This window comes from Pseudomonas sp. NBRC 111138 (assembly GCF_001320835.1).
Taxonomy (GTDB): Bacteria; Pseudomonadota; Gammaproteobacteria; order Pseudomonadales; family Pseudomonadaceae; genus Aquipseudomonas; species Aquipseudomonas paracarnis.
On the sequence record NZ_BCBO01000021.1, the window covers coordinates 1 to 26,189 of the forward strand.

Genomic DNA, 26,189 nt, shown 5'->3' on the forward strand with positions numbered 1-26,189 from the left:
GCAAGAGCAAGAGCAAAAGCGGCTCGCTTCGCATCGTGGTTACGGTTGGCAGTGGCTACAAAAGTTGTGTAGATACCCATGCCCATGAAAGGCCAGGCATACATAACCACTGCATCGCAGTTTGCGCTGCACGTTCATTTACCGATGCTGCTCACGCAGGCGTTCTGCTCGTCGCCTTGCAGGTATGGCATCAATAGGGGCGCCATGCCTTTGAGCACCTGCACCGGCAGCGCCGAGGTGAAGGTGAAACCCTGCGCCGAACTGCCGGGCACGAAGGCGGTGAGCGTGCCGAAGTGGCGCTCGCCGATATAAAACACAAAGGTGGCGGTGCGGTTGATCGCTTTGGAGCTGAGAATGCGCCCGCCGGCACCGATGGCTTCGATACGATTATCGCCAGTGCCGGTCTTGCCGCCCATGGCCAACGGTGTGCCGTCGGCGTGTTTGAAACTGCCGGCGACGCGTTTGGCGGTGCCGGCATCGACCACCTGGGAGAGCGCGCCGCGCAGGGCCGTCGCCACCTCGGAAGGCATCACTCGGCGGGCGCGGTCGGGGGCATTGATCAGGCGGGTGTCATAGGGCGTGCCGGCAGCAAAGTGCAGGCTGTCAATGCGCAGCACCGGAATGCGTACGCCGTCATTGAGGATGATGCCCATCAACTCGGCCAGCGCTGCCGGGCGGTCGCCGGAGCTGCCGATGGCGGTCGCCAACGATGGCACCAGATGGTCAAACGGATAACCCACGGCTTTCCAGCGCTGATGAATATCCAGAAACGCTTCGATCTCCAGCATGGTGCGGATACGCCCGTCGCGGGCGCTCTGATGGCGGCTTTTGAATAACCAGCTGTAAACCTCCTGGCGTTCGAACTGACTGGCTTTGACGATCTCGCTGAACGTCGCGTCCGGATGGTTGAGCAGGTAGCCCATCAGCCACAGGTCCAGCGGGTGCACCTTGGCGATATAGCCCTGGTCAGGCAAGTCATAGGCGCCTGGGCCGTAGCTGTCGTACAGCGTGTCGAGGCGTTTGTCGTTCAGCGTCTGCTGGCCTTTGGTTCCCGCCAGGCGCGCACGCAGGAAGCTGTTGAAACTCTCGCGGCTGGCGTCGGGCAGCAGGTATCGGTGCACGGCCGCCAGGCGGATCGGCGTGGGATGCAGACTGTCGAGGAAGGTTTCCAGGCGCGCCTGGGTGTCTTTTTTCTGGTACTTCTTCCAGAACTTGAGCAAAAAAGCGGTGCCTTCGCGGTCGGCGAATTGCGCCAGGTATTCCTGGCGGCGTGGCTCGCTGTCGTCCTTGAGCAACTGCGCGCTGTTGTTGGCGCTGCTGTAGGTGACGTAGCGCACCAGGTCGCGCATCAGGCGGATGAACGGCAGGTTGATCGACTCGCGCAGGGCATCGCGCAGGCTCGGGTTGCGGCCGTTGTCCTGGTTGCGAAAGTTATGGAAGCGGTGCAGGCCGCCACCGGTGAAAAAGCTTTCGCCGGGGCTGGCCGAATAGGTGCGGTCCAAGGCCGCTTCGAGCATGTCTGCCAAGGATTTACCGGGATTTTGCAGCAGGTAGTCCACGGCCCAACGGCTGAGGCGGTCCTGCTCGGCGACCTCGACTTTTTTCAACGCTGCTGGCGTCAATGCGCCGTAGCGCTCATGTAGCTCGGCGATGATTTGCAGGTAGGTGGTCAGCACGCGCAACTTGGCGGTAGAACCCAATTCAAGCTTGCTGCCCTCGTTGATGTCGAACGGCTGGTCGGTGTTGTCGGTCTGCACCCGCACGCGCGCGCTGTCGGCGGTGCGCTCGAACAAGGTAAAGCTGTAGCGCACCTGCGGCGTGCTGGCGGGGGTGAGCAAGCGCTCGCCCAGCAGCCCGATCTCTTTGGCATAGACCGGGTCGGCCAGTTGCTTGAGGTACGCGGTGATCTGCTCCTGCAGTCGGCCTTGCAAGGTGCTGGTGGCGGACAGGTCCAGGCGGTCGAGGTCGTACAGCGGGCGATCAAGCAGCGCGGCCAGGCGGCTGCGGGCCACGCTAATGCCTTTGTTGGCCTCGATCTTCTGGGTGGTCGGTTGTTGCTGCCAGTCGCGGTAGGTGACCTGGCTGGCCAGCGCTGCCTTCAGTAATCCCGGCTCGATCACGCCCTGTTGCGCCAGCAGTCGCAGGTGACTGTCGGTCAACTGCGCCAGCTCATCGCGGCCCTTGGTCAGGTAATGGGACGGGCGGCGCTGGGCGATCATCAGCGACAGCACTTGGCGCAACGCCAGGCCGCGGGCCGCCAGGCTGGGCGCGGTGTTCGTGGTGTCGGCCAGGGCCCGGTTGACCTGGTTGAAGTCGGCGCCATACCACACCCGCAGGCCTTCGGCCATGCCGTGCACTTCGCCGTGGCCGGGCACTGCCGAAAGCGGCACGCTGTTGAGGTAGTCGCGCACCACGTTCTGCCGAGCGAGGAGGGTGTCGGGGCCGTGCTGATAGGCGCGCACACTGGCCGAGAGCATCTGGCGCAGTTTTTCGCTGCCCGACAGGGTCAGGCCGTCCGGCGAATGGCGGTACTTTTCCAACTGCGTGGCCAGGGTGCTGCCGCCCGCCGTTTGCCCCGGCAGGTGCAGCTGGCGCGCAACCTGTGACCACGCGGCCTTGGCAAAGCGCGGCCAGTCCACCGCCGGGTTGGCCTGGGCTGGCTGCGGGTCAAGCAACTCGCGGTTTTCGATAAACAGCAGGCTGCGCACCATCAACGGTGGCACGTCGCTGAACTGCGCATACAACTGCGTCGGGTAATTGAATTGATACAGCGGCGCGGCGCGGCAATCGGTGATGCTCAGCCCGGCCTGGATTTTTTCTGCGTAAGGAATAAACAGGCCGTGACGGCTGTAGTTCATCAGCGCCGCGGAGAAGCGTGCCTGGGACTCGATCACGTAATTACGCTTGAGCAGGCGCGGCAGGAAGTCGCCCAGGGCGCTGTAGCCCAGGCGCTGATCGAAGGGCCCGGCGCCGGGGTACAGGATCGCATCGCTGGCTCCGGGTTCGACGCGGTAGGTCAACTGCGCGGCCCATTGGCTGAGGGTGCGAGCCTGCCAGCGAGCGCTGTGCATCTCGCGCAACACGGCAAAACCCAGGGCGAGCAGCACCAGCAGCAGGATCAGCCAGAACAGCCGGCGCCATGGCCGGGGCGGTCTGAATTTTTTCGGCAATGGGGCGGGTGACGGGCTGTCGGCTTCAGCCTTGTGCGAGTCGGTTTGCCACAGTGCGCCCATAGTCGACTGATCCATTCCTACAGATTGATCGGACTTGTCTGAAGCGTAGACGCGAATTGCCTTGCCCATGAAGTTTGTCGACGGGGCAGCACACAGCGCGTCATGGCAGGCGTTAATTGTCTAGGCCAGCGGGTCGCTCGGCGGCGGTTAGCGTTTGATTTTAACTGCCCTCAGAGTATCAACATGACCGCTTCCACCCCTCCAGCCGACTCACAGCACCTCATCACGAGCGAGCAAATCGAAACGTTGTTTCGCGAGCCGCCGTCATTGCTGGCGGTAGCGCAAGAAAGCGCCCAGGCCTACCTTGACCAGCATTTTGCTGAACACAAATGGCAGGCCGGTCTGATTTATATCGCTGCGCCCGCCGACACTGACGGTAGCCTCGTTTACCAGGCCTTGTCCGAGTGGCTGCTGCAACGCCTGGCCCTCGCCGGCCCGGTGTTGCTGGTGGCGGACTATCACGTGGTCGCCCAACGGGTGCGCGAGGTGTTTGTGGAAGGTGGCCCGAGCCTGGTTGAACTGGAACGGCTGATCAACCGTTGCGGCGCACTGCTGTGGAGGACCTATGTGAAACGCCTGCAAGCCTGGTGGTCTGAAGAGCTGCCGGTGAACATGACGCGCTGGGGCTACCTGTCGGATGACCTGCTGACACTGCTATATGACTCACCCAAGCCGCCGGGATACAGCGAGGAGCAATTCGCCACACTGTTCCCCAAAACCCTGCTGCATCCGATTCGCCCGGATAACGAGTGGAGCGCCCACGGCGATGCATTGCGGGTGCAGGCGGTTTACCTGGCGGGGCCGCCCGTCGAGATGCTGCCGGTGCTGGTCCTTATTCACGGGCAACAGCGCATGCTGTTCAGCCCGGCCAGTGGCCTGCACCCGCTGCGCGACGAGGACGAAATCGCTGCATGGTTGCCGGCTTTTGCTGAGGGCGCGCGCGTAGAGCAATGGTTTGCCGAGGACGTTGACAGCGATCCGTTCGACGCCCTGGCGGCGAGCTACCTGGCACGTCAACTGCGCGATATCGACCGGATTGACCGCAGCCTGGCACTTGCACCGGGGCAGCATCAGGCGTTGCTCGACTACATCACCGATCCGCGACGCTGGTTCGTCGCCAGCCTGGGCGCACGTCAGCAAGCGCTGCGCAGCGCCGTGCCGCTGTGGCTGGCCCACGCCGACGAGCAAGACAGCATCGCCTATGCGCGCCTGCTCCAGGCGCTGGTGGTGGCCCGCGAGCAAAATGGCGGAAAACAGTATCTCGACGGTATCGACTCGATCCGTCAGTTTGCCGATGACGCGCTCAAAACTTGCCTGCACGCTCAACCAGCGGCGCGCAAAGTGCTGCCTGCCGATGTTCAGCTGACCTTTAAACGGGTGATTGCCGCCGCAGTGCCGGTGCCGGGAGGTTTCATAGCGGGTGAAGTCGACCTGATCACCGTAAGCCTGACCGAACTGGCGCTGGAAAACCTGGCCGGGTTCCCTCACACCGTCACCAGCATCACGTTGAACGACGCCCCGGCGCCCGGTTGGTTGACTTACGACCTGCTGAGCGGGTGTGTGCAAACGGCTGACGTCGGCCAGGCTTACCCGGCTTTGTTGAAAAGAAAGCTGTTGGATGATCCAACCGAAAACGCTCGGCGCTTGCAGTTGTTCAAGCGCCAATTACGCGTGCAGTTGCCGATGCTGGCGTTGGAACTGAAGATCAAGGACGAGCACGGCCTGACGCTGGATGGCTTCAGGCGCGTGCAGGCTGCGCTGCAATCGCGCCTGGCCGATCGTACGGTACAGGACCAGGCAATGGCGCTGTGGCCGCTGGCGTTCAAGGCTTCGGCGGCTGCTGACGCCGATGAGGTGACCGCGCACTTCATCATTGGCCCAAGGGCCGGGCAGGCGGGCGTGCATCTGCTGTACCGGCCATTGCTCGAACCGATGTTGCAGGAGTACGCGTCGATCCACGCGTTGTTCGAGGCCATCAAGGCGCCAGGCCCATTACAGGACAGCGTGTTGACCTGGATCGCTCCGGCACGCCAGGCGGTCTACGCCAACGGCGGTTTCAATGAACCGCATATCCGTCGCTTTTTGCCTGGCGATGAGTTCGGCGTGTATGACAAACCGCCGGCGGCGCAACTGCACAAGCAGTTGGGCACGCAAGGCCCCTGCACCCTGGTGTTCAACGGCACGGCAAAGGCTCTGGTTGCCCTGGCTGACCGGCAATCGGTATCGAACGCCGAACAACGCTGGGCCCATATGAAAGAGGTAGGTTGGCTGTTGTTTGCCAGTGTCCTGCCGTTGACCAGCGGGCCGTTGCAATTGGGCGGATGGCTGGTGCAATTGGTCGACAGCCTGCAGCAGGATATTCAGGCCCTGGCCAGCGACGATGAACAGGCCAGGAACAAAGCCGTTACGGATGTACTGAGCAACCTGATGGCAATTCTTGCGCACCAGGCCACGCCCCACGCCCCCCATCAGGCGCTGCAACTGGAGCACCCCGTCTTTGCGCCGTTGGCACACGCCGAGCCCGCCGCGTCGGTGCCCGTTCGTGTCCCCGTGCCTGCAATGTTCCACACCCCGATCCGTTGGAGTAATGCGCGTAAAGACCTGACCACCGCGCAGAATGCTCGGGCACGCCGCCTGAGCCTCAGGGTTTTCTCCGGAGAATGGAGCAACGCCGAGCAAAGCGGCCCGCGCCAGGGTTTGGTCTATGACACTTCCTTTTCACCACCGCAATGGCATGCCTTGGTACGCGGGCACGTGTATCGGGTGGTGGACGAGGCCAATGCGGTGCGGGTCGTCAGCGCCGATGGCCGCGAGAAAGGTCCCTGGTTGAAATCCTTGGGTGACGGGTATTGGGATTTTGATGCGCGATTGCACTTGCCAGGGGGCAATGCCGATTCCGCGCTCGAAGCCGAACTGCAGGCACTTGAAGTGTCCGAGCCGAGCCTTGAACAGCAATATCGTGATGCTGGGCGCGCACGTGACAGGGCCGGTGCAGCCATGATCGTGGCGCGTAAGCTGGCGCGCGAATCAAAGGGCAAGGTTACCGAGGCACAGTTGGCGCAACTTGAGGAACGCTACCGCAAGGAAATGCAGAATAAGGTGACGTCCTCGCAACAAGAGCTGCAATTGCTGATGCGTTTGCGTGCGATCAAGCCACGGCCTCGCTATGAAGAAGAACTTTGTGAAGTGCTGGAATCACTGATTCTGGGCCTGCAATTACTGGATGCCGACACGCGTGAGCAGATGTTGCAGATCAATGCGCGCATCCGCCCTCTGCTCGATGTCCTGCAAGATGAGAGTGAGGACGAAGCCGGCTCCGATCTTAATCGCCAGGCCCATGCTGACCTGGACCGCAACATGCGTGAGCAAGTGGCAGCCGAGGAGGCGGCGATTCGCTGGCGCACGCTGGAAAAAACCTATATTGACCAACTCAGGGCAGTGCCGCGGCTTGGGCGCAACAAGGCCCGCGAGCTGCAAAATGACTTGGCTGCACGGCCTTCGGTCCTGGATTTGCAAGCGTTGCAAGTGACCACACTGTGGGGCATCACCATTGATATCGAAGGCCCACCGCTGGAGGCGGAGTTTTTTGACAGCTTGAACCAGGTGATCAATCGTGCCCGCTGGGCCAGCCGCTCCCTGGCGGACCTGGAGCATCTTTCCATCGCGCGGGAAGAACGTGTAGAAGTGCTCAAAAGCCTGGGGCGCATCTATGCGCTCACCGACGACCACATTCAGTTCTGGCGCGCCATGGCGCCGGACACCTTTGACTTGGCCAATCTGCAAAAACTCCAGACGTTGCTGTCTGGCCTGCACCGTCAGGTTGAGGAGCAACTGGCTGACCTGCTGGACACCGCCCCCGGCGTGGTGTCGGTCAAGGCAGAGGCAGCAGGCTCGCGGCAAAAAAAGATCATCCGCACGCGCAACCGCGATGTGTATGTGGCCCGGGTCAAAGGCCCGACCGGCACCGCAGAGCTGGTGGACGACAAGGGCAGTGTGATCGCCACCTTCACCGAGGCCGACGACGGCGTATGGGAAGCGGTGGAACCGCCGGCCAAACCCCGTACGGCCAACCCGCAACTGGGAGCGCTGGTGAACAAGGGCCTGCGGCTGTTGGCAGGCGTCGACAACGCGATTGCGAAGGTGCAAGGCATGTCGGACAGGTGTGAGCCCGAATCCCTGCAAGCCCTGTTGGCGGCGCAAGCCAACAGTCGGCGCATGGTGGCGGCGGATATCGACAGAAAATTACGCAGCCTGGACGTTTCACGGCTGGCCGCCACCCAGCAGGCCAACGCCAGGGTGCGGGCCAGCGACTTGCGGGCCGCGGCGACGCGCCTGGAGGCGGCGGGTGTCGAGGCGCGTGTCCGGGCCAGCAAACTCAAGCTGACGCGGGCCGAAGATGTCGATTTCCTGCACGCGCTCAATGAGGTGCGCATCCAGCGACAAGGTGCCCGCGTACGCCTCAAGGGTAAAACCGTGGATTTTCTGCAAGTCTATGTTGTGCAGGATGCGCAAACGGCGCAGCCGCTGTGTTACGCGCACTTTCACTATGGAACCCGCCTGGGCCCGGACGATCACTACACCGCCGCCCACATCAAAAGCCCCGAGCAGCAGCGCTTGGGGCGCCAGGCCCAGGCCGAAGCTGAAGCCCAGGCGTTCGCCCGAATGCGCAGCGGCCAGACCGGGCGCGTGCAGCAAACCCTGGACATCGACCGTGCGAGCATTTCCCGGCTGCTGGCCAGACGTTTGTTTTTCAGTGTGGACTGAACGGCACGCCGGCTCCCACATTTGAACGGCCTCGGGGTGCAGAACCGCGCCATCATGTGCTTGCCCCCAGGTGTCCCGATCCTGACCGGTTATGCAATACTCTGCGCCGTTTTGCGCCGGGAAGGCCGATCTAGACGCTTGGTGCTTGCACCGTCCAAGCGGTTTTTCTCGGGGCTTATCGCCAAATTTCCCTGTTTATTGAGTGAAAAGACCTGACGTTAGCTTTTTATACTGCACGCCCGCTGACCTGTGCGCGTGAGTCGCACCAGGCGGATTTGCCCATGAGGCGAGTCCGGTCCAGCCGGTGTATCAGCCCATCCGCGGATACGCCCAGGCTCGGTGGCTAAATCCAATAACAAAATGAGGTTGTATTCCTATGCCTGTCGGCAAACCACTGCCCCCTGGCGAGACCGCTCAAGGCGGCCCGCTCAAACGCGAACTCGGCGAACGGCATATCCGCCTGATGGCGCTCGGCGCGTGTATCGGTGTGGGGCTGTTCCTGGGGTCGGCCAAGGCCATCGAAATGGCCGGCCCGGCGATCATGCTCTCCTACATCATTGGCGGCCTGGCGATCCTGGTGATCATGCGCGCCCTCGGAGAGATGGCCGTGCACAACCCGGTGGCCGGTTCGTTCAGCCGCTATGCGCAGGATTACCTCGGTCCATTGGCAGGCTTTCTCACCGGTTGGAACTACTGGTTCCTGTGGCTGGTGACCTGCGTCGCAGAAATTACCGCGGTGGCGGTGTACATGGGGGTCTGGTTCCCCGACACGCCACGCTGGATCTGGGCACTGGCGGCGCTGATCAGCATGGGCACCATCAACCTGATCGCGGTCAAGGCGTTCGGTGAGTTCGAGTTCTGGTTCGCGCTGATCAAGATCGTCACCATCATTGCAATGGTGATCGGTGGCGTCGGTATCATCGCCTTCGGTTTCGGCAATGACGGCGTGGCGTTGGGCATTTCCAACCTGTGGACCCATGGTGGCTTCATGCCCAATGGTGTGCAGGGCGTGTTGATGTCCCTGCAAATGGTGATGTTCGCCTACCTGGGCGTCGAGATGATCGGCCTTACCGCCGGTGAAGCGCGTAACCCGCAGAAGACCATTCCCAGCGCCATCGGCTCGGTGTTCTGGCGCATCCTGCTGTTCTACGTGGGCGCGCTGTTCGTGATCCTGTCGATCTACCCGTGGAATGAAATCGGCACCCAGGGCAGCCCGTTCGTGATGACCTTCGAGCGTCTGGGCATCAAGACTGCCGCGGGTATCATCAACTTCGTGGTGATCACCGCCGCGCTGTCGTCCTGCAACGGAGGCATCTTCAGCACCGGGCGTATGCTCTACAGCCTGGCGCAGAACGGCCAGGCGCCGGCGACGTTCGGCACCACCTCCAGTAACGGCGTGCCACGCAAGGCCTTGCTGTTGTCGATCTTTGCCTTGTTATTGGGCGTACTGCTCAACTACCTGGTGCCGGACCAGGTGTTCGTATGGGTGACGTCCATCGCCACCTTCGGCGCGATCTGGACCTGGCTGATGATCCTGCTGGCCCAGCTCAAATTCCGCAAAGGCCTGAGCCCAGCCGAGCAAGCGGCCCTCAAGTACCGCATGTGGCTGTACCCGGTCAGCTCCTACATGGCGCTGGCGTTCCTGGTGCTGGTGGTGGGCCTGATGGCGTACTTCCCGGAGACCCGTGTGGCGCTGTATGTCGGGCCTGCGTTCCTGGTGCTGTTGACCGTGTTGTACTACGTATTCAAGTTGCAGCCCGCCGTCGCCAATAGCAGCGCGACCCGCTCCGTTTAAATGTGCGGGCTTGCCTGCGATAGCGGTGGTTCAGTTGCAGATTAATTGACTGGCCCGCAGCCTTCGCGAGCAAGCCCGCTCCCTCAGGGGGATCTGTGCCGGGCGTTGATCCTGTGGGCAATACACGACGAATGTGGGAGCTGGCTTGCCTGCGAAAGCGGTGGTTCAGTTGCCATCCTGGTGTCCGGCGGCGTCGCTAACTATGTAGTCGTGACGACGGCGCGGCTGGCGTAGCGTTGGTCCAGGCGCTTGTTCAGGTCCAGCCATGCCGCCAATAAGCCCATCAACACAGCGCCCGCCAAGGCCGTGGATAACTTGATCGCCAGGCTGTCGCCGGCCATGGCATTGAGCATGTCGGCCAGTGGCGCCAGCACCACGCCCAGGCAAAACACTTCCAGGGAGTAACGCCCCATCCTCGCCAATTGCAGGGCCAGCCACTGCTGCGTCCAGCCGACGTCGGGGAGCAATTTGGCGGTGACGTAGGCCAATGCCAGGAAGTGCAGCAGGCGCACCGGGGACAGATCGGTCTTGCTGATGGGGTACAGCCATTCGCCAATTACGCGTGGCATCCAGGCGTCATGCACCTCGGGCCAGCGCCAAGACAAGGTGATCACACAGGTCACCAACACGTAGAGCGCAGCGGCCACGAACAAGGGTTGGCGCAGCACCGGCCGCGCTTCGGCGCGGCTGGGTGAGCGCAACGCGGCTGCGCCGCCGAGGATGAACAAGCATTGCCAGGTGATGGGGTTGAAGTACCACACTCCGCCGTTGCTCGCGGGCAAATTCCAGCCCTGCCAGGGCGCCAGCAGGTACACCGCCACCGAAATCGCCACCATCACGTTGGGCACATACACCAGCAGTGGCAGGGTGAGCAGCAGGCTCAGGATCAGCACGATGTACAACGGCAACGGGTCGGTGAGGTTGGGCTTGAAGCGCAGCAGCAACTCATCCATCAAGGCCTGCTGGGTATTGCTGAGAAAATAACCCAGGCCCATTTCCTGCACCAGGTCGCGAGTCTCGATATGGCTGTTGGCGAAAATCACGATGCCCATCAACAGCGCCAACAGGAAAATATGCGCCACGTAGAGTGTCCACACCCGACGCAGGATTTTCAGGCAGGCGAAGAGATAGCCCTCGCGCTGCAGAATCTTGCCGTAGGCCAGCACGGCTGCGTAGCCGGCCAGGAACACGAAGATTTCCGCGGCGTCACTGAACCCGAAGTTCTGCACGGTGATGTTGGCGAGGGGGTTGTGAGGCACGTGATCCCAGAAAATGAAGATCAACGCCAGGCCCCGAAAAAAGTCGATGCGCGGGTCGCGTCCGTTCAGCATGGCAGCGGGCTCTTGAACAAGTAGTTGAATGACGAAATGTGAGCGCGGGCGTCGCCGCACGTCGGGCGGGCGCAGGTTGGCGGTATTTGTAGGCAATTGCAAAGGCTGGGTATTACTGAATGTCTCTAGAGATCAATGATCACCAGGGTGCCCTGGCTGCCGGCGAGCACACCGTGGGCGGTGCCGGCTTCCACCAGGTACATCTGGCCGGCGTCCACCCTGACGGCTTGATCACCGATGCGCAGGTGCAAGCACCCACTGATCACCAACAACCCTTCGTTGTAGTCGTGGGTTTCTTCCTCGTACGTCTGTTCATCCATGCGCAGTACTTTGATCCGCGCCGGGCCAACCTGGCCCAGGCGTACGGATGTCCAACTGTCGGGCAGTTGCGCGGCGATTGCGGCGAAGTCCAGTAACGGCATGTGAATCTCCTTGTTTTCAACGATGCCGTCGGTGGTCCGGTTCAGCAGGCGGTGGGTCTTGTCAGAAAGTGTCCATCAACAAGACCCGGCACGGCTTGGCTTGATGCTCATTGATCTGGGGCACCAACCGGGTGAAGTGCTCGGTCTGGCAGTGCGCATCCAGCGCCGCTTGATCTGGCCATTGCTCGATAAAAATGAAGTGCCCAGGGTCTTTTTGATCGATGAACAAATCGTAGGCGATGCACAGCGGTTCCTGGCGGGTTTTTTCCACCAGTTCAGCGTACCAGGGGCGCACGGTTTCCAGGTGTTCGGGCTTGATAAAGTCTTCGGCGATGACTTTCAACATGCTAGGTGTCCTTTAGGCTGCAGCAATTTCATGCGGCTCAAAACTGTCCGCCCGCGCCATCTGCCACATCCGCGAATAAAACTCGCCGTTCACTTCCCCTGTGAGCAATTCCCCAGGCTTCAGGAATACATGCAACTGCGAAAACAGTTTGATCTCGGTCGCCGACATGCGTCGTACCAAGTGCTTGGCCGACAACTGCGACGGGTGATCGAGCCCGGCGGCGGCGAGCATTTCTGCCAGGGCATGCAGGGTGTTGCGGTGGAAGTTGAACACGCGCTGGGCCTTGTCCGGCACCACCAGCGCGCGTTGGCGCAGCGGGTCTTGGGTGGCGACGCCAGTCGGGCATTTGTTGGTGTGGCATGACTGAGACTGAATGCAGCCGATGGCGAACATGAAGCCGCGCGCCGAGTTGGCCCAGTCGGCGCCGATGGCCAGGACGCTGGCGATGTCGAACGCGCTGACAATCTTGCCGCTGGCGCCGAGCTTGATCTTGTCGCGCAGGTTCAGGCCCACCAGGGTGTTGTGCACGAACAGCAGGCCTTCGCGCAGCGGCACGCCGATATGGTCGGTGAATTCCACCGGCGCGGCACCGGTACCGCCTTCCTTGCCGTCCACCACGATAAAGTCCGGAAGGATGCCGGTTTCGAGCATGGCCTTGGCGATGCCCATGAATTCCCACGGATGGCCCAGGCAGAACTTGAAGCCCACGGGTTTGCCGCCGGACAGTTCGCGCAACTGAGCGATGAACTGCATCAGCTCGATCGGCGTGGAAAACGCGCTGTGACGCGACGGCGAAATGCAGTCTTCACCCATCATGATGCCGCGGGTGTCGGCGATTTCCTGGGTGACCTTGTGCTTGGGCAAAATCCCGCCATGGCCGGGCTTGGCTCCTTGGCTCATCTTGATTTCGATCATGCGCACTTGCGGGTTCTGGGCCTGCACGGCGAAGCGTTCGGGGTCGAAACGGCCGTCGCTGGTGCGGCAGCCGAAGTAACCGCTGCCCAGTTCCCAGGTAAGGTCGCCGCCGTTTTCTCGGTGATAGGGGCTGATGCTGCCTTCGCCGGTATCGTGGGCAAAGTTGCCGAGCTTGGCGCCGTGGTTGAGTGCCCGGATCGCGTTGGCGCTCAATGAGCCGAAGCTCATGGCCGAGATATTGAACACCGACGCCGAGTACGGCTGTGTGCACTGCGGGCCGCCGACCATCACGCGAAAACTGCTGGGGTCGCTCAGTGGCGCAGGGCGCATGGAGTGGCCGATAAATTCAAAGCCTGACTGGTACACGTCGATCAGGGTGCCGAAGGGTTTGTCCGCCGTTTCGTTCTTGGCGCGCGAATACACCAGCGAGCGCTGGGCGCGGGAGAAGGGCAGGGCGTCGCTGTCAGACTCCAGCAGGTACTGGCGGATTTCCGGGCGGATGGTTTCCACCAGGTAACGGATATTGCCCAGGATCGGATAGTTGCGACGCACCGCATGGGGGCTTTGCAGCAGGTCGACAATGCCGATCAGGCTGAGTACACCGGTGACCAGCGTGATCGGCCACAGCCATTCATGTTCGATAAAGGGGAGGCTGGCGAGGGTGAAAATGACGCACACAGCAAAGAAGGCGTAGCGGCTTAACAAGGACAGGCTCATACGGTTTCCTTGGGTTCGGACTCTTCAGGTCGATTAACCATTCTGCACCTGTCGACAAAGCACGGACAAGGATTGATCGTCCAGTCAGCTATTTGAGCCTCTGCGTATTTGTACCGACAAAAAAACTATCAGCTTGATCAGGAACGTATTGCTGCCCCGTCACCATTCATTGAGTGTCTGGTTGTGACCGGGCGCTGTGAAGTAAGGACACTTTATCAAGAGGGAGTTTATAACGACCAAAACGAGTGACTTACCTATGACGACATCGATAGCGGTAGCGAATGTTTTTTCCAATGTCTGGAATTCTGCCCCCTCCAGCCACGATTGGAATAAAAGCCAGTTAACCGGCCCGCTACGGGAGCAAGTCGCCCAAGAACACAAACGCATTGAAGGCATCGAAAAACCTGAGCAGGATGTGAGCCGAAAGCCGGAGATCGCCACAGGCCGCCCACCGGGTGATAACCGCACCGCCGAACAAATCATCAACGATAATCCGATCCTCAAAAAACTGGGTCATCAAAAAGATATCAATCGCTCATTGGCTTACAAACTTCTGGGGGATTGGACGAGCAACAACAAAGACCCGGACGCACGGGCTGATGCAGCCTTCAACGCTGCGCGGGTGCTCAACTATATCGATACGTCCTTATCGGCTGACGGAGAACACCGAGGCAAGGCCCACGGCAATGGCGACCTTGAAGGCATTACCCATAGCGGCGACGCTCGGCACGGTACACCTGCAGGCGTGTGGAAAGACTTTACGGAGCAGGGTTATTTAGCCTTGCGTGAGCATCACCGTCTGGATAGTACCAGCGACACCCATGTCAGGACGGACGGCACCAACAAAGATAACGTGCAATGGGCTGCCGGCGAGGCTGGAAAGAGAACCCGGTTTATCCCTGGACTCAGCAACATTCTTCTAGGTATTGGCGATTCGGAACCGGGAGTGATCGGAGCTATCAAAGGGGCCAAGGCGGGTTTTGACAAAACTCGGGCTGATGGCTTCGATGAAGCGCTCGCCAGCGCTACGAGAGGAGATCTTGTCGGCGTCGTTAAAGGGTATATCAATGCCGTGAAGAACAACGAAGCCAAGCCGAATGAGGCCCAGTCAGCACTGGATAAGATCAGCAGTTAAGCCAGTTTGGTTTTAATGGTTGGACGCCCCAGGAAACGGATTTCCAGAAGGCCCCATAGCTCCTCGCGCTCTACCTTTATTGCAAGAGGTTCTCGTTTGGATGTTCGGTGTTGTGTTACTGTATAACAAATCAACCGCACCCAGACGCCCCGGAGGCCTCATGAAAGCTGGTATCCACCCCGACTACCGCACCGTGCTGTTCCACGACACCGCCGCCGATGTGTTCTTCCTCATCGGTTCCACCGCCGACAGTGATCGCACCCAGAAACACAGCGACGGCAACACCTATCCCTACATCCCCCTGGACGTCTCCAGCGCCTCGCACCCGGTCTACACCGGCCAGCAGCGCAAGACCCAGGCCGAAGGCCGGATTGCCGGGTTCAACAAGCGTTTTGCATCGTTTGGGTCGAGCCCGAAAAAAGCTGACGCATGAGCATGATTCGGCGGCGTGCCCTACGCCGCCGTCTGCCGAATCGGCAGTACTACCCGAAACTTCGTACCCTTGCCCACCTCACTGCTGACGCTGATATCGCCACGGTGTTTCTTGACGATCCCGTAGGACAACGACAAACCCAACCCGGTACCTTCGCCCACAGGCTTGGTGGTGAAGAACGGGTCGAAGATCTTCTGCACGGTGTCGGGGGCAATCCCACAGCCGTTGTCTGCGACTTCCAGCCACACGTTCTCGCCGTCCACCCCGTTGCTGATGGTGATGGTGCCGCGCTCAGGGCCCATGGCTTGTGCGGCGTTGACCACCAGGTTCATCACCACCTGGTTGAGTTGCGAGGCCAGGCACTCGATTTCCGGCAGCGGCGTGTAGTGCTTGACCACATCGGCCTTGTACTTGAGTTCGCTGGCGACGATGTTCAGCGTCGAATCAATGCCTTGCTGCAGGTTGGCGAATTGCCAGGTCTGGTCGTTATCCACCCGTGAGAAGTTCTTCAGGTCCTTGACGATCTGCACCACACGGCCGATGCCTTCCTTGGATTCGCGGATCAGGATCGGAATGTCGTCCTTGAGAAAATCCAGGTCCAGCTCGTTGCGCAATGCCATGAGCGGTTCGCGATGTTCTGGCGCCCCGATGTGCGCTTCGCTGCGCTGGTAGGCATCGAGCATCTGTTGCAGCTGCTTGAAGTAACTGTCGAGGGTGCTGAGGTTGGAGGAAATAAAGCCCACGGGGTTGTTGATCTCATGGGCGACGCCGGCCGCGAGTTGCCCCAGCGAGGCGAGTTTTTCCGACTGCACCAGTTGGCTTTCCAGGTGCTTGCGCTCTTCAATTTCCAGTTGCAGCGCTTGGGTGCGCTCTTCCACCAACCGCTCCAGCTGCGAGGTTTGCAGGGAAGCGCGGCGCGCCATGTCCCATTTGTTGGCCAGGGTGTTGGCCATTTGCTGGACTTCAATGTTGTCGAACGGCTTTTTCAGGATCAGCAGGCGGTCGTGGGCGTGCAGGCGAAACAACAGGTCATCCCAGGAATAGTCCGAGTAGGCGGTGCACACCACCACTTGCAAGTCGGGGGCGACTTTCCATAGTTCTTCAATGGTCTTGGCGCCGTCCCAGCCCTGGGGCATGCGCATGTCAACGAAGGCCAAGGCGTAGGGGCGCTGCTGCGCCATGGCGCTGGTCAGCAAGCCCAGGCCTTCCTCGCCGCCATACGCGCCGTGCAGTTCGAATGCCTGGGCTTGAGGTTTGGCGGTGTCGCCGAACAACGCCGACTCCATTTCATCCAGCGCTTCGGTTGAGGCTTCGTCGGGCATCAGGATCTTGCGAAAATCCTCATGGATGGACGGTGTGTCATCGATCAGCAGGATGCGCCGGTTGGGAGGTTGGTTCATGAGCTGCTTCCGGCAAGTGTCATGGGGATGGTCAAGGTGAAGACGGCGCCAAGGCCCGGCCCGTCGCTGTGGGCGCTGAGCTGGCCGTTCATTTCCACGGCGGCCAGGGCGCAGCTGTGCAGGCCGAAACCGTGGCCCTCCTTGCGGGTGGTAAAACCGTGGGTGAAGATGCGTGCCATGTTCTCGGGCGGTATGCCTTCGCCATCGTCCTTCACACTGATCTTCAGGGTCTCGTCGCCTACCGATTCCACCGCCAGGGTGATTTGCCGTGGCCGCTCAGACAGTTTGTCCATGGCGTATTTGGCGTTGCTGATCAGGTTGACCATGATCAGCAATAACCTGTGCTTGTCCGCCAAGATCTCCGGCACCGGGGCGTACGCCTTCACAACAGTGACATGGTGACGGCTCAGCGCGCCGGCGTTCATGCGCAGGGCGTCGTCCATCAAGGCGCTGATATTGACCGGCTCCAGCAAGGTAGACGCACCCGCATAGGATTGCTGGGTTGAGACGATGTCCTTGATGTGGTCCACGCTTTTGCTCAACTGCGCCAGCTCATCGCTCATGCCTTGCTGTTCGATGGCAATCGCTTCGACCAACTGGTTCAGATAGCCCGGCAGCAACTTGCCCTTTTCATCCTCGGTAAGGAAGGTGCCCAGGTCGCCTTGGTGAGCGTTGATCAGTTGCATGGCCTTGCCCAGGCCGAGTGCCTTGCTGCTGCGCAGCTTGCGGCTGACCAGGTCGGCAGAGATGTTCACACTGTTGAGCACGTTACCGACGTTGTGCAGCACGTTGGTGGCGATCTCCGCCATGCCGGCCTGGCGGGCGCTGTTCATCAGCTCGCTCTGGGCATCCTTGAGCTGTTGCGTGCGCCGCTCCACCCGTTGTTCCAGGGTTTCGTTGGCGGCCTGCAACGCGCGGTTGACGCGGTTGATCTCGGCGAAACTGCGCAACAGGCGCACCGCCAGGTAAAGCAGCAGCACCACCAGCAAGGTCGAGAAGATCAGCAGGTAGCGATGGTACTGATGATCGATGAGGTCCGTAGCCTGCTGGTCCTGATTGAGGTGAGTGGTCAGGTCATCGAGGTGTTCGGCCACCGGCACGGCGGCAATCCGCTCGAGCAGGCTGTTGACCAATGGCTGTTCGCGCAGGATCAGCGAAATATGATTGCTGAGGATCTCCACCGGTGCCTGGAACTCGCTGGGCAGGCTCTGTTGGTTGATGGCCAGCTTGCCCAGGCCCACCAGGATATCGGCGGCACGTTCGTCGCTGGTGACTTGGGCGAACTCCAGGCTGCTGAGCAGCAGGTCGTAAGTGTCGGTGGCCACGCTTTGCAGTTGCAGGCGGCCTTCGTCGGTCATGCTGTTGAATTGGGCCTGGATGTCGTCTTCGGCCGTCGGCAAAAAAGCCAATGAGTTACGCAGCACTGCGTTGTGGGATTTGAACTGGTCGACGAGCCGGGCTTTTTCCTCGATGGCCGTCAGATACGCCGCATGGCTGGCTTGCCAACCGGGCAGGTCGGCAGCGCTGTGGTAGGTGTCGCGGCTTTCCAGTTCAGCCCCGATACGGGTCATCTCGGTCAGCGGTGTGACCAGTGGGTCGTAGTTGTGGGTGATCGCGATGCGGGCCTTGAGTACTTCGCTGTCCCACTGAGCATTGAGCTGCTGGAGTTGGCGGATCAAGTCGCGCGACTGGGTATAAGTGGCTGTCTGGTCGCGTGAAGACTTGAGGTACAAAAACACCAGGGTGGAGGCCAGGAACAGGGTGATGAGGCCTAGCAGGATTTGGCTGGTGCGTCGGCGTGACAAGGGTCTCATAACGGCTTGCCCGCCCATTCGCCGGTCAGGGTCTTGAGAAATTGGATAATCAGGTCCTTGTCTTCCTGGGACGGGTTGCGCCCCAACTGGTACTTGAACATCACGTCAACCGCCTCTTCAAGGGTCTTGGCCGAGGCGTCGTGGAAGTACGGCGCCGTGACGGCCACATTGCGCAGGCTGGGCACCTTGAACACATGGCGGTCTTCCTCATCCTGGGTCAGCAGGTAGCGTCCCAGGTCCGATTCCAGCGGGTTGCCGCGGGCCTTGAAGTAATCGCCCATCACGCCGAATTTCTGGAACATATTGCCGCCAATGTTCACGCCCTGGTGACAGGCAATGCAGCCGTAATCCTTGAAGCGTTGGTAGCCGTATTTTTCCTGGCGGGTCAGGATATCGGTGTTGCCCAGCAAGTATTGGTCAAACCGCGAATTGGGTGTCAGCAGCGTACGCTCGTAGGTGGCCAGGGCGTTTTGCACATTGGAAGCGGTGACGCCATCGGGATAGGCCTGTTTGAACGCGTTCTGGTAGGCGGGCAGGGCGGACAGGTTGCGCACCACGCTATTCCAGTCGCTGCCCATTTCCACCGGGCTGATCACCACCTGCTCGACCTGGGCCTGCAGCGTGTCCACCCGACCGTTCCAGAACTGTTTGAAGTTCAGGCTGGCGTTGAACACGGAAGGGGTGTTGATCTGCACCGGTTTGCCGTCAAAGCCAATGGAGAATGGCTTGTTGTCGGCACCGCCGCTGGTCAGTTGGTGACAGCTCGCGCAGGACAAGGTGTTGTTGACCGACAAACGCGGCTCGTTGAACAGTTGGCGACCCAACTCAACCTTGGCCGGGTCCAGTACTGGAACCGCCGGCAAGGGCTTGAGCGCTTCGTCCAGCGGCGCGGCTGACAGCGATGCGGTGCCCAGGCATAACGCGAACATCAGGCCGGAACGGTGGTTTACGACATTGCTCAAGCGAGCACTCCTTGCAGGCCCAGGGCTATTTATTTTATTGATCCGGCATCAGTGTCGCGCTATCCGTTTGCAGCAACTGCACAAAATCTTTCGAAGGCAGCGCCTTGCTGAACAGAAAGCCCTGGCCCTCCTCACACCGCTGGGCTTTGAGGAAGTTCAATTGGTCGACGGTTTCCACACCTTCGGCAATGATGTTCAGCTCCAGGCTCTTGCCCATGCCGATGATAGCGCTGATCAGTTGTTCGTCCTGGCTATTGATGCGCAGGCCGCGCACGAAGGATTGATCGATCTTCAGCACGTCGATGGGAAAGCGCCGCAGGTAGCTGAGGCTGGAGTAGCCGGTGCCGAAATCGTCCAGGGCCAGGCGGATGCCCATGGCCTTGATCTTTTGCAGGGTCTCCACGGTTTCGTCGACGTTCTGCATCAGCACGCTTTCGGTGATTTCCAGTTCCAGTTGGGTGGGCGGCAGGCCTGTTTCTTTCAGGATGGCGGCCAGGTTGTCGACGAAGTCCCGTTGGCGAAAGTCGATCGCCGAGATGTTCACCGACATGCGCAGGGGCGCCAGGCCCATCTCACGCCAGGCTTGGGCTTGTGTGCAGGCTTGGCGCAGGACCCACTGAGTCAGGCGCACGATCAGGCCGCTGTCTTCGGCGACCGGAATGAACTCCGCCGGGCTGACCCAACCCGACTGCGGTCGAAACCAGCGGGTCAGCGCTTCCGCACCGACGATGCGCCCGGTCTCCAGCGCCAGCTTGGGTTGGTAATGCAGCACAAACTCATCGCGGTCCAGCGCCTGGCGGATCGCGCTTTCCAGGTTTTGCTGGTGCTGGGCGCGCAGGTTCATGTCTTCGGTGTAAAAGCTGAAATCCCCCGGGCCGCGTTCTTTGCTGGTGCGCATCGCGGTTTCAGCGTGCTTGAGCAAACCCACGGCATTGTCGCTGTCATCGGGGTAAATACTGATGCCCAGGCTGGCGCTCACACTCAGGTCATGCCCCGCGACATGGCGAGTCGCGCTGACAGCATTGAGTACCTTTTGCGCAATGTGCTGGGTTTGCTGGGGATGCAGGATATCGTTAAGCAGCACCACAAACTCGTCGGAGCCATAACGAAACACCGAATCCGACGCCCGCACCGCCGCCACCAGGCTCAGGCTGACCTGCGCAAGCACCTCGTCGCCGGCCGGATAGCCCAGGGCGTTGTTGATGCGCTTGAAGCGGTCGAGCCCCAGAAACATCACCGCCAGTTGCGTGTCGTGCCTGCGGGCCAAGGCGATCGCCTGGGTCAGGCGGTCGCCCAGCAACGTGCTGTTGGGCAACTCCGTCAGGGCGTCGTATTGCAATAAATGCGAGACCTTGAGCAGCTCCTGCACGCGTTCCTCGATGGTGCGCTCCAGGCTGATCACCTTGAGGGCCGCGTCTTGGGCCAGTTGCCATTTCCAGGTCAGGGCGCTGGCCATCTGGCGGATTTCCAGGTGGTCGAAGGGCTTTTTCAGGATCAGCAGTTGGTCGTTGTATTTCAGGCGCGCCTCGATGGCCTCGAAGGAGTAGTCGGAATAGGCCGTGCAGAGCGCGATTTGCAGGTTGGGGTCCGCCTCCCACAACTGTTCGATGGTGTGCAGGCCGTCCCAGCCTGGGGGCATGCGCATGTCGATAAACACCATGGCGTACGGCGAATGGGCGTCCAGGGCTTTCTTGACCAGCGCCAAGGCTTCCTGGCCCTGGTAGGCCGAGTCCAGGTCAAACGCCTGGCGCACCGGTGCGGTGGTGCCGAACAGGGCGGACTCCAGAGTATCGAGGGAGGGCTCGCCATGCTCGTCGGCACAGAGGATCTTGCGAAAATCCTGGTGGATCGAAGCCGTGTCATCCACGATCAGGATGCGCCGGTTGGCCCGGCCCGATTCCGTCCTCATGGCGCACTCGGCACGTGCAAAAGGCTTGATGGCATGACAATTCCTTCCCTGGTTCTACAACTGAACGGGGCGCGAGCATGCAGTGCAGCATAGTTGAGTTCCCTTGATATCGACGGCCAGTTGGCGTCAAATCAATCGCGCTTTGTATTGCGCGGATTCAATTTAGCCTAACTTCGTTTAATTTGAAGGCAGAGTCGCCATGGATGAACAACTCGCTACGAAGTCCGCTGTTTTGCTGGTCGACGATGAAGAGTCGATCCTTAACAGCCTGCGCCGCCTGTTGCGCGGCCAGCCCTATGAGGTGGTATTGGCCACCAGCGGCGCCCAGGCGCTGGAGATCATGGCGACCCGGCCTATCGATCTGGTGATGAGCGATGCGCGCATGCCCGGCATGGACGGCGCCACGCTGCTGGCCGAGGTCCACCGCCTGTATCCCGCCACCAGCCGCATCCTGCTCACCGGCTACGCCGACCTCACCACCATCATCAAGGCGATCAACGACGGGCAGATCCACCGCTACATCAGCAAACCCTGGAACGACGAAGAGTTGCAACTGGTGTTGCAGCAAACCCTCGAGCACCAACGCCTTGAACGCCTGGCCCGAGACCAGACCGAACAGCTCAAGCTACTCAACGCCACCCTGGAAAAACGCGTGGCGGCGCGTACCGCCGAGTTGCAACAAACCGCCGACATGCTCGACCTGGCCTACGATGAGCTCAAGCGCAGCTACGTGACCGGGACCGAAGTGTTTTCGCTGCTGGCCAACCTGCGCTTGCCCAAGGACAAACAGACCAACCGTGCGTTGATCGAGTTGATCCGGGTGTATTGCGCCGCCCAGTCCATGGACGAATCCAGCACTCGTGACCTGACCATGGCCGCCGCGTTGTACAACATCGGCAAGTTGAGCTGGACCGACAGCATGATGGTTGCACCGTCGGACAAGCTGCACAGCACCGACCGCGGCTTGTACCGTGAATATCCGGGGCAGAGCGAGTCGCTGCTGATGACCCTGGAGCCGATGAAGGATGCGGCGCGGATCATTCGCCATCACCAGGAGCGTTGGGACGGCACGGGGTTTCCCGACCACCTCAAGGGCGATACCATCCCGCCCGGTTCACGGCTGCTGAAGCTGGCGGTGGACTTTATCGAATTGCAGAAAGGCCTGATCCTGGAGCGGCACCTCAACAGCGACGAGGCGCTGCTGTATATCCGCAAGTACGCCGGGCGCCTGTATGACCCGGCGTTGGTGGAAGATTTCGTGCAAGCCTGCGCCACCTTCCTCAGCGATGTGACCCTGGGTGATCCGACGGTAAAAGTCCTCTCCACCCGTGAGCTGGAAGCCGGCATGGTGCTGGCGCGCAACCTCAATGCCGACAACGGCATGTTATTGCTCAATGCCGGCAAGGTGCTGAACTTGCCACTGGTGGACAAGCTGATCGCGTTCGAGGCGATGGAGGGCGCCAAGTACAGTGTGTTTATCAGGGCGCCGGACGAGGTGCCGCCCCTCCTGTAGTTATACGCCCCAGGCTACGTGCTTGCTGGCGTGGTAATCAAAGATACCCCTGATGATGTAGACATCTTTGCCACCTTCTTTGCCGTTTTGTTCAATTGCCACGCGCCAAAGACCACGGCCCGTGCCGGGCTGCACCTGAGGGAGATCGACATAGGTGAAGTTGCCTATTCGCTTGCGGCTGAGGCGACCGGCTTGGATATCCTGGGTGATCTCCTCAAGTTTGGCGGTGGCAGGGGCGGGCAAGAGTTTTTTCTGGGTTTGCGCCAGTTCATCCAGCTTCACGATGTTGATGTGCGGATCGCGAGTGGGCACGACTTCCGGCCCGACAGGCAGCGCCGGCGCTGGCCTTTCAACTCTATGGGTTTGAACGCGGGGGACTTCAAACTCCAGAGGCGTTGCAAACTTGGGCAGGGCTTTTTCGAATGCTGTGACGTCTCTACTGTCTACCATCGCTACGCCAGTATCTGCCCCATGCTGGCCTCGGGATAGGGCGATATAGGGAATACCGGATTTTTTGAAATCCTCTGAAAAGGAGGTGACTTGAAGCTTGGCGAGTTTGGCCTTGAAGGTCTCCGTCATGAAAGCATCCAGGGTGCTTTTTGTCTCAGGCAGCAGTAAGAATTGACGTATCGCCTCCTGGCGTGTAATTCCCAGATCCGAGGCGAGTTGATTAATACGTACGAGGTGTTCGGGCTTGTATGCAAACACTTTCAGTGCAGCATCCCGCCAAGTATAAAGTTCATATTTTGCTGCGAATTTATCCATCGCATGCTGGTGTTTGTGGGTGATGGCGTACCCGACAAATTGTGCGCCAGTATCGGGGTCGGCAACGGCAATCGATGTTCTGATTTGTTTGTCGAGGTTCTCGTTTTTGCCAATGAGCCTTTTGACTTTTTTAAACAGTTCTTCCTTGTCCCGCGCAGACAGGGGTTGCGCAAAATGTTGTGTCGACAGGTGTATATGTTCAACCGTGGCCAGTTCGAGCCGCAGGTTTAACAGGGAACTACGTAACCTCTCTTGATTGGCTCGGCTCAAGCTTTTCGAGTTCGACATCCAGCGGCGAAATTCAGCTTCATCCAGGGTGCCAAGCTGTTGTCGGGCGCGAGTGATCAAATCGAGCTTCAGGGAAGCGTCGGTTTGTTCTATGACGCGCACGAAATCCCGCATTTCCCCTTCTGTTGCAAAAAGCCGCATCGCCGCGATCAGGTCCGCATCCACTTGCTGTTCAGGGGTGAGAGGACGCAGGGCACCCAGAACGGAACCTCCGCCCACAGCGTTTCGTTCGAAACGGGGCTTCCAGCTCTTTGCGTCTCCCGGTACGACCATAAAGTCCACGTGGTGACCTGCCGGGTCTTTTACATAGCGTGCGCCGTTTTCTACATAGGACTGATACAGGTGATAGCGGCCTGTTGGGTCGCGCATCGCGATGAACTGGTTATTGTGTTTATCAAAAAAACACGGTGCGCGGCCCGACTGGCGCGACAGTCTGTATCGGTGGGTGTTGGCAAACTCCACTACGTCAAAGAACGGCTCTATTTGCTCAGGCAACCGATACGGCATCACATTGACCCAGGCGGGTTCCAACGGGCGGAGGGAGGCACCCGTCAGTACAATGGCGGTGCTCCTGTCCGTACCGACTTTACTGGCCAGCCCCGGAATGCGCCGCCCCAGCTGCTTGGCCACGCCTAATCCGCGGTTGATAGCTCGGCGCAAAAACGACAGGGCGGTTTTGCCGGGTATCAACCCGAGCAGAAAATCGGCGGTTTCCACCCCGAACATAAAGGCGTTTACTGCCGATTCGCGGAAAATTTGCGCATTGCTCCGTGAACGGTAGTCGGCGTGCGCGAGTTGAAAACCCAGTTGCGCCGAATACAGGTATGCGTGGAAATTGCCGGTTATCGGCGTCAAGGTATAGCGGTACACACTGCGCGTATCGTTGAAGATCCGTGTGATCTCTTTCGTATCCTTAGTGGCCATCTGGGAAGTGAAATAGGCCTGCCATTCCGGTTTTGCTTTCAGCGTGTCCAGCTCCACCAGCCCCTTGGTCAGCTCCCGGAAGGCAACGCCATCTGGTGCATCCGGGGTATACAGCACACTGACCCCGTCAGGCTTGGTGCCTTTTCGATGAATGACCAGGACACGATGCATGACCTGCCCGCCTTGGCCCCTCTCTTGCGCGGCGCCCAATACCAGCAGGTTGACCTCTATCTCGAATTCGCTGACTCGGGGGCGGGTGGTTGAATCAGGGTGTTCAGTGACAGCTTTTATCCAGTCAAACCCACTGCCTGGCGTCTGGAACGTAAACAGTTTGGCTGCGTCAGGGTTGAGACGGTTCTCAAGCGCGTCCTTATTCATTTTTGCCGCGTTGGCGCGCTGCCAGACTGTAGCGAAGCTGCTTGTCCCGCTGCTCAGCGAGAAGGTTGACCGCAGATACGTATCGTATTTTTGGCCAATGTCAGCTTCTGTTGCGAGTGCGCGCAAATCATCGTTGCCAAGTTTTCCGTGAGGGTTGCCGGCTGTGTCAATAATGTTGGCGGTGGCACTGATCGTTCTATGTATGCCATGCACCGACCATGGGTCGACATTACGTTGGGTATAACTTCCCAGTGTGCGCAGATCCACCACGGTTTGGGTACGCCAGGTGCCCCACATCAGTTTTTTGCCTGGCAGGCACTGCGGGATATTGATCTTGCGGTCTTCGCTGATGTAGACAATGGTGGCTTCCTCGTTACGATACCCCGTCATCTCGGCCGACCGGGAGGACGTTGTGACGCGCAGGTGAACCAGGCTTCTATAAGGGTCAATATCAACGTTGGCATACACAGGTTTCTGTTTTTTCAGCACCTTGTCGGTCTCCTGTTGGGAGAACGCTTCCAGTGTCAAGATTCTCTCAAGATGAGGTGTGAGTTCCTCATTGCTGTCGATCAGTTCTTGTTCCAGTTGCCTGTACCGAGCCTGGTCTTGCTCGCCGGAGGTTTTCAACCATGCGGGTTCGGCCGTCAACAGGCGTAGATTGCGCACCATAAAAGCATTAGCGACATCCCACTGTGGCGTCAGGTCTGCGGCCAGGTCGAGCTCGCCTGTGGAGGGCAACGTCTCCCTGCGCAAGGCTTCGCGAACGGAGAAATGTTGCCTGACTCGCAATGCGCGGACACTGTCAGCAATCACGTCAGCGTCTATCTGGGACGGGGTCGTCGTCAGTACGGGCAAGCCGCTCAGCGCGGCACGAGCGGCTGTCGGCAGGCTTGCGATCAACAGCTTGCCTGGCGCTGCGCCGTCTTGTATGCGGGCTGCGACGGTGTCATTCAAACGCGCCAGGTTTTCAAACTCCTCAAACTCCTCGCTTGGGCTATAGAGCATCACTTTGCCCGTCAGAGGCGTCGTGCCCGTGGGGGTCAGAATGAATGCGCCGGCGAATTCACTGCCATTCTCCAGGGCCAGTCGGTACACCGTGGGCCTGTTGTCGACGGTAAACACCTGTTCACGTGCCGCAGCACTTG

At 60.1% G+C, this 26,189-nt stretch carries 15 protein-coding genes; 5 read left to right on the top strand and 10 right to left on the bottom strand.

Features of this window, described 5'->3' with window-relative positions:
• Positions 1-134: 134 nt before the first annotated feature.
• Positions 135-3,233, bottom strand: coding sequence for a transglycosylase domain-containing protein (locus APH41_RS03890; protein WP_054917567.1), 3,099 nt, complete (start codon positions 3,231-3,233; stop codon positions 135-137).
• Positions 3,234-3,416: 183 nt separating this feature from the next.
• On the opposite strand from APH41_RS03890, the gene APH41_RS03895 reads away from it, so the two are divergent.
• Together APH41_RS03895 and APH41_RS03900 are read left to right on the top strand one after the other, a co-directional pair.
• Entirely contained in the window at positions 3,417-7,997 is a 4,581-nt protein-coding gene (locus APH41_RS03895; RefSeq protein WP_054917570.1) for a hypothetical protein, read from the top strand.
• 376 nt (positions 7,998-8,373) lie between these two features.
• On the top strand, positions 8,374-9,792 hold the full coding sequence (locus tag APH41_RS03900; RefSeq protein WP_054917572.1) for an amino acid permease: 1,419 nt from the start codon (positions 8,374-8,376) through the stop codon (positions 9,790-9,792).
• A gap of 200 nt (positions 9,793-9,992) precedes the next feature.
• On the opposite strand, the gene APH41_RS03905 is transcribed toward APH41_RS03900, so the two are convergent.
• The 4 genes from APH41_RS03905 to APH41_RS03920 all read right to left on the bottom strand — a co-directional run bounded on the left by APH41_RS03905 (position 9,993) and on the right by APH41_RS03920 (position 13,523).
• On the bottom strand, positions 9,993-11,123 hold the full coding sequence (locus APH41_RS03905; RefSeq protein ID WP_054917575.1) for an OpgC family protein: 1,131 nt from the start codon (positions 11,121-11,123) through the stop codon (positions 9,993-9,995).
• A 125-nt stretch (positions 11,124-11,248) separates the two neighbouring features.
• Positions 11,249-11,545, bottom strand: coding sequence for a cupin domain-containing protein (locus APH41_RS03910; RefSeq protein ID WP_054917576.1), 297 nt, complete (start codon positions 11,543-11,545; stop codon positions 11,249-11,251).
• Between the two features lie 61 nt (positions 11,546-11,606).
• Positions 11,607-11,891 carry a putative quinol monooxygenase gene (locus tag APH41_RS03915; protein WP_054917577.1) on the bottom strand — a complete coding sequence of 95 codons (285 nt, stop codon included), beginning with the start codon at positions 11,889-11,891 and terminating at the stop codon, positions 11,607-11,609.
• Between the two features lie 12 nt (positions 11,892-11,903).
• Positions 11,904-13,523, bottom strand: a complete 1,620-nt coding sequence (locus APH41_RS03920; protein ID WP_054897693.1) for an FMN-binding glutamate synthase family protein — start codon at positions 13,521-13,523, stop codon at positions 11,904-11,906.
• Between the two features lie 256 nt (positions 13,524-13,779).
• On the opposite strand from APH41_RS03920, the gene APH41_RS03925 reads away from it, so the two are divergent.
• Both APH41_RS03925 and APH41_RS03930 read left to right on the top strand, forming a co-directional pair.
• The gene (locus APH41_RS03925) at positions 13,780-14,658 is read left to right on the top strand and encodes a hypothetical protein (protein ID WP_054917578.1); all 879 of its coding nucleotides are present in this window, start codon (positions 13,780-13,782) and stop codon (positions 14,656-14,658) included.
• A 160-nt stretch (positions 14,659-14,818) separates the two neighbouring features.
• A complete protein-coding gene (locus APH41_RS03930) occupies positions 14,819-15,091 on the top strand; it encodes a type B 50S ribosomal protein L31 (RefSeq protein WP_034126440.1) in 273 nt (90 codons plus the stop codon).
• Positions 15,092-15,111: 20 nt separating this feature from the next.
• On the opposite strand, the gene APH41_RS03935 is transcribed toward APH41_RS03930, so the two are convergent.
• From APH41_RS03935 to APH41_RS03950, 4 genes are read right to left on the bottom strand one after another with little or no spacing between them, the layout of a single operon-like run.
• Positions 15,112-16,491 carry an ATP-binding protein gene (locus APH41_RS03935; RefSeq protein ID WP_054917579.1) on the bottom strand — a complete coding sequence of 460 codons (1,380 nt, stop codon included), beginning with the start codon at positions 16,489-16,491 and terminating at the stop codon, positions 15,112-15,114.
• Complete coding sequence (locus APH41_RS03940; protein WP_034126442.1) at positions 16,488-18,305, bottom strand: DAHL domain-containing protein; 1,818 nt, start codon at positions 18,303-18,305, stop codon at positions 16,488-16,490. Before APH41_RS03940 ends, APH41_RS03935 begins: the two co-directional genes overlap by 4 nt.
• Positions 18,302-19,267: a cytochrome-c peroxidase gene (locus APH41_RS03945; protein ID WP_054917580.1), complete on the bottom strand. Its 966-nt coding sequence runs from the start codon at positions 19,265-19,267 to the stop codon at positions 18,302-18,304. The genes APH41_RS03940 and APH41_RS03945 overlap by 4 nt, the downstream gene beginning before the upstream one ends.
• A 34-nt stretch (positions 19,268-19,301) precedes the next feature.
• Positions 19,302-21,176, bottom strand: a complete 1,875-nt coding sequence (locus APH41_RS03950) for a bifunctional diguanylate cyclase/phosphodiesterase (protein WP_054917581.1) — start codon at positions 21,174-21,176, stop codon at positions 19,302-19,304.
• Between the two features lie 199 nt (positions 21,177-21,375).
• Between APH41_RS03950 and APH41_RS03955 the strand changes: the two genes are divergently transcribed.
• On the top strand, positions 21,376-22,689 hold the full coding sequence (locus tag APH41_RS03955; protein ID WP_054917582.1) for an HD domain-containing phosphohydrolase: 1,314 nt from the start codon (positions 21,376-21,378) through the stop codon (positions 22,687-22,689).
• Here APH41_RS03955 and APH41_RS29000 read toward each other — a convergent pair whose 3' ends face one another.
• Positions 22,690-26,166, bottom strand: a complete 3,477-nt coding sequence (locus tag APH41_RS29000; protein WP_054917585.1) for a dermonecrotic toxin domain-containing protein — start codon at positions 26,164-26,166, stop codon at positions 22,690-22,692.
• Positions 26,167-26,189: the final 23 nt, after the last annotated feature.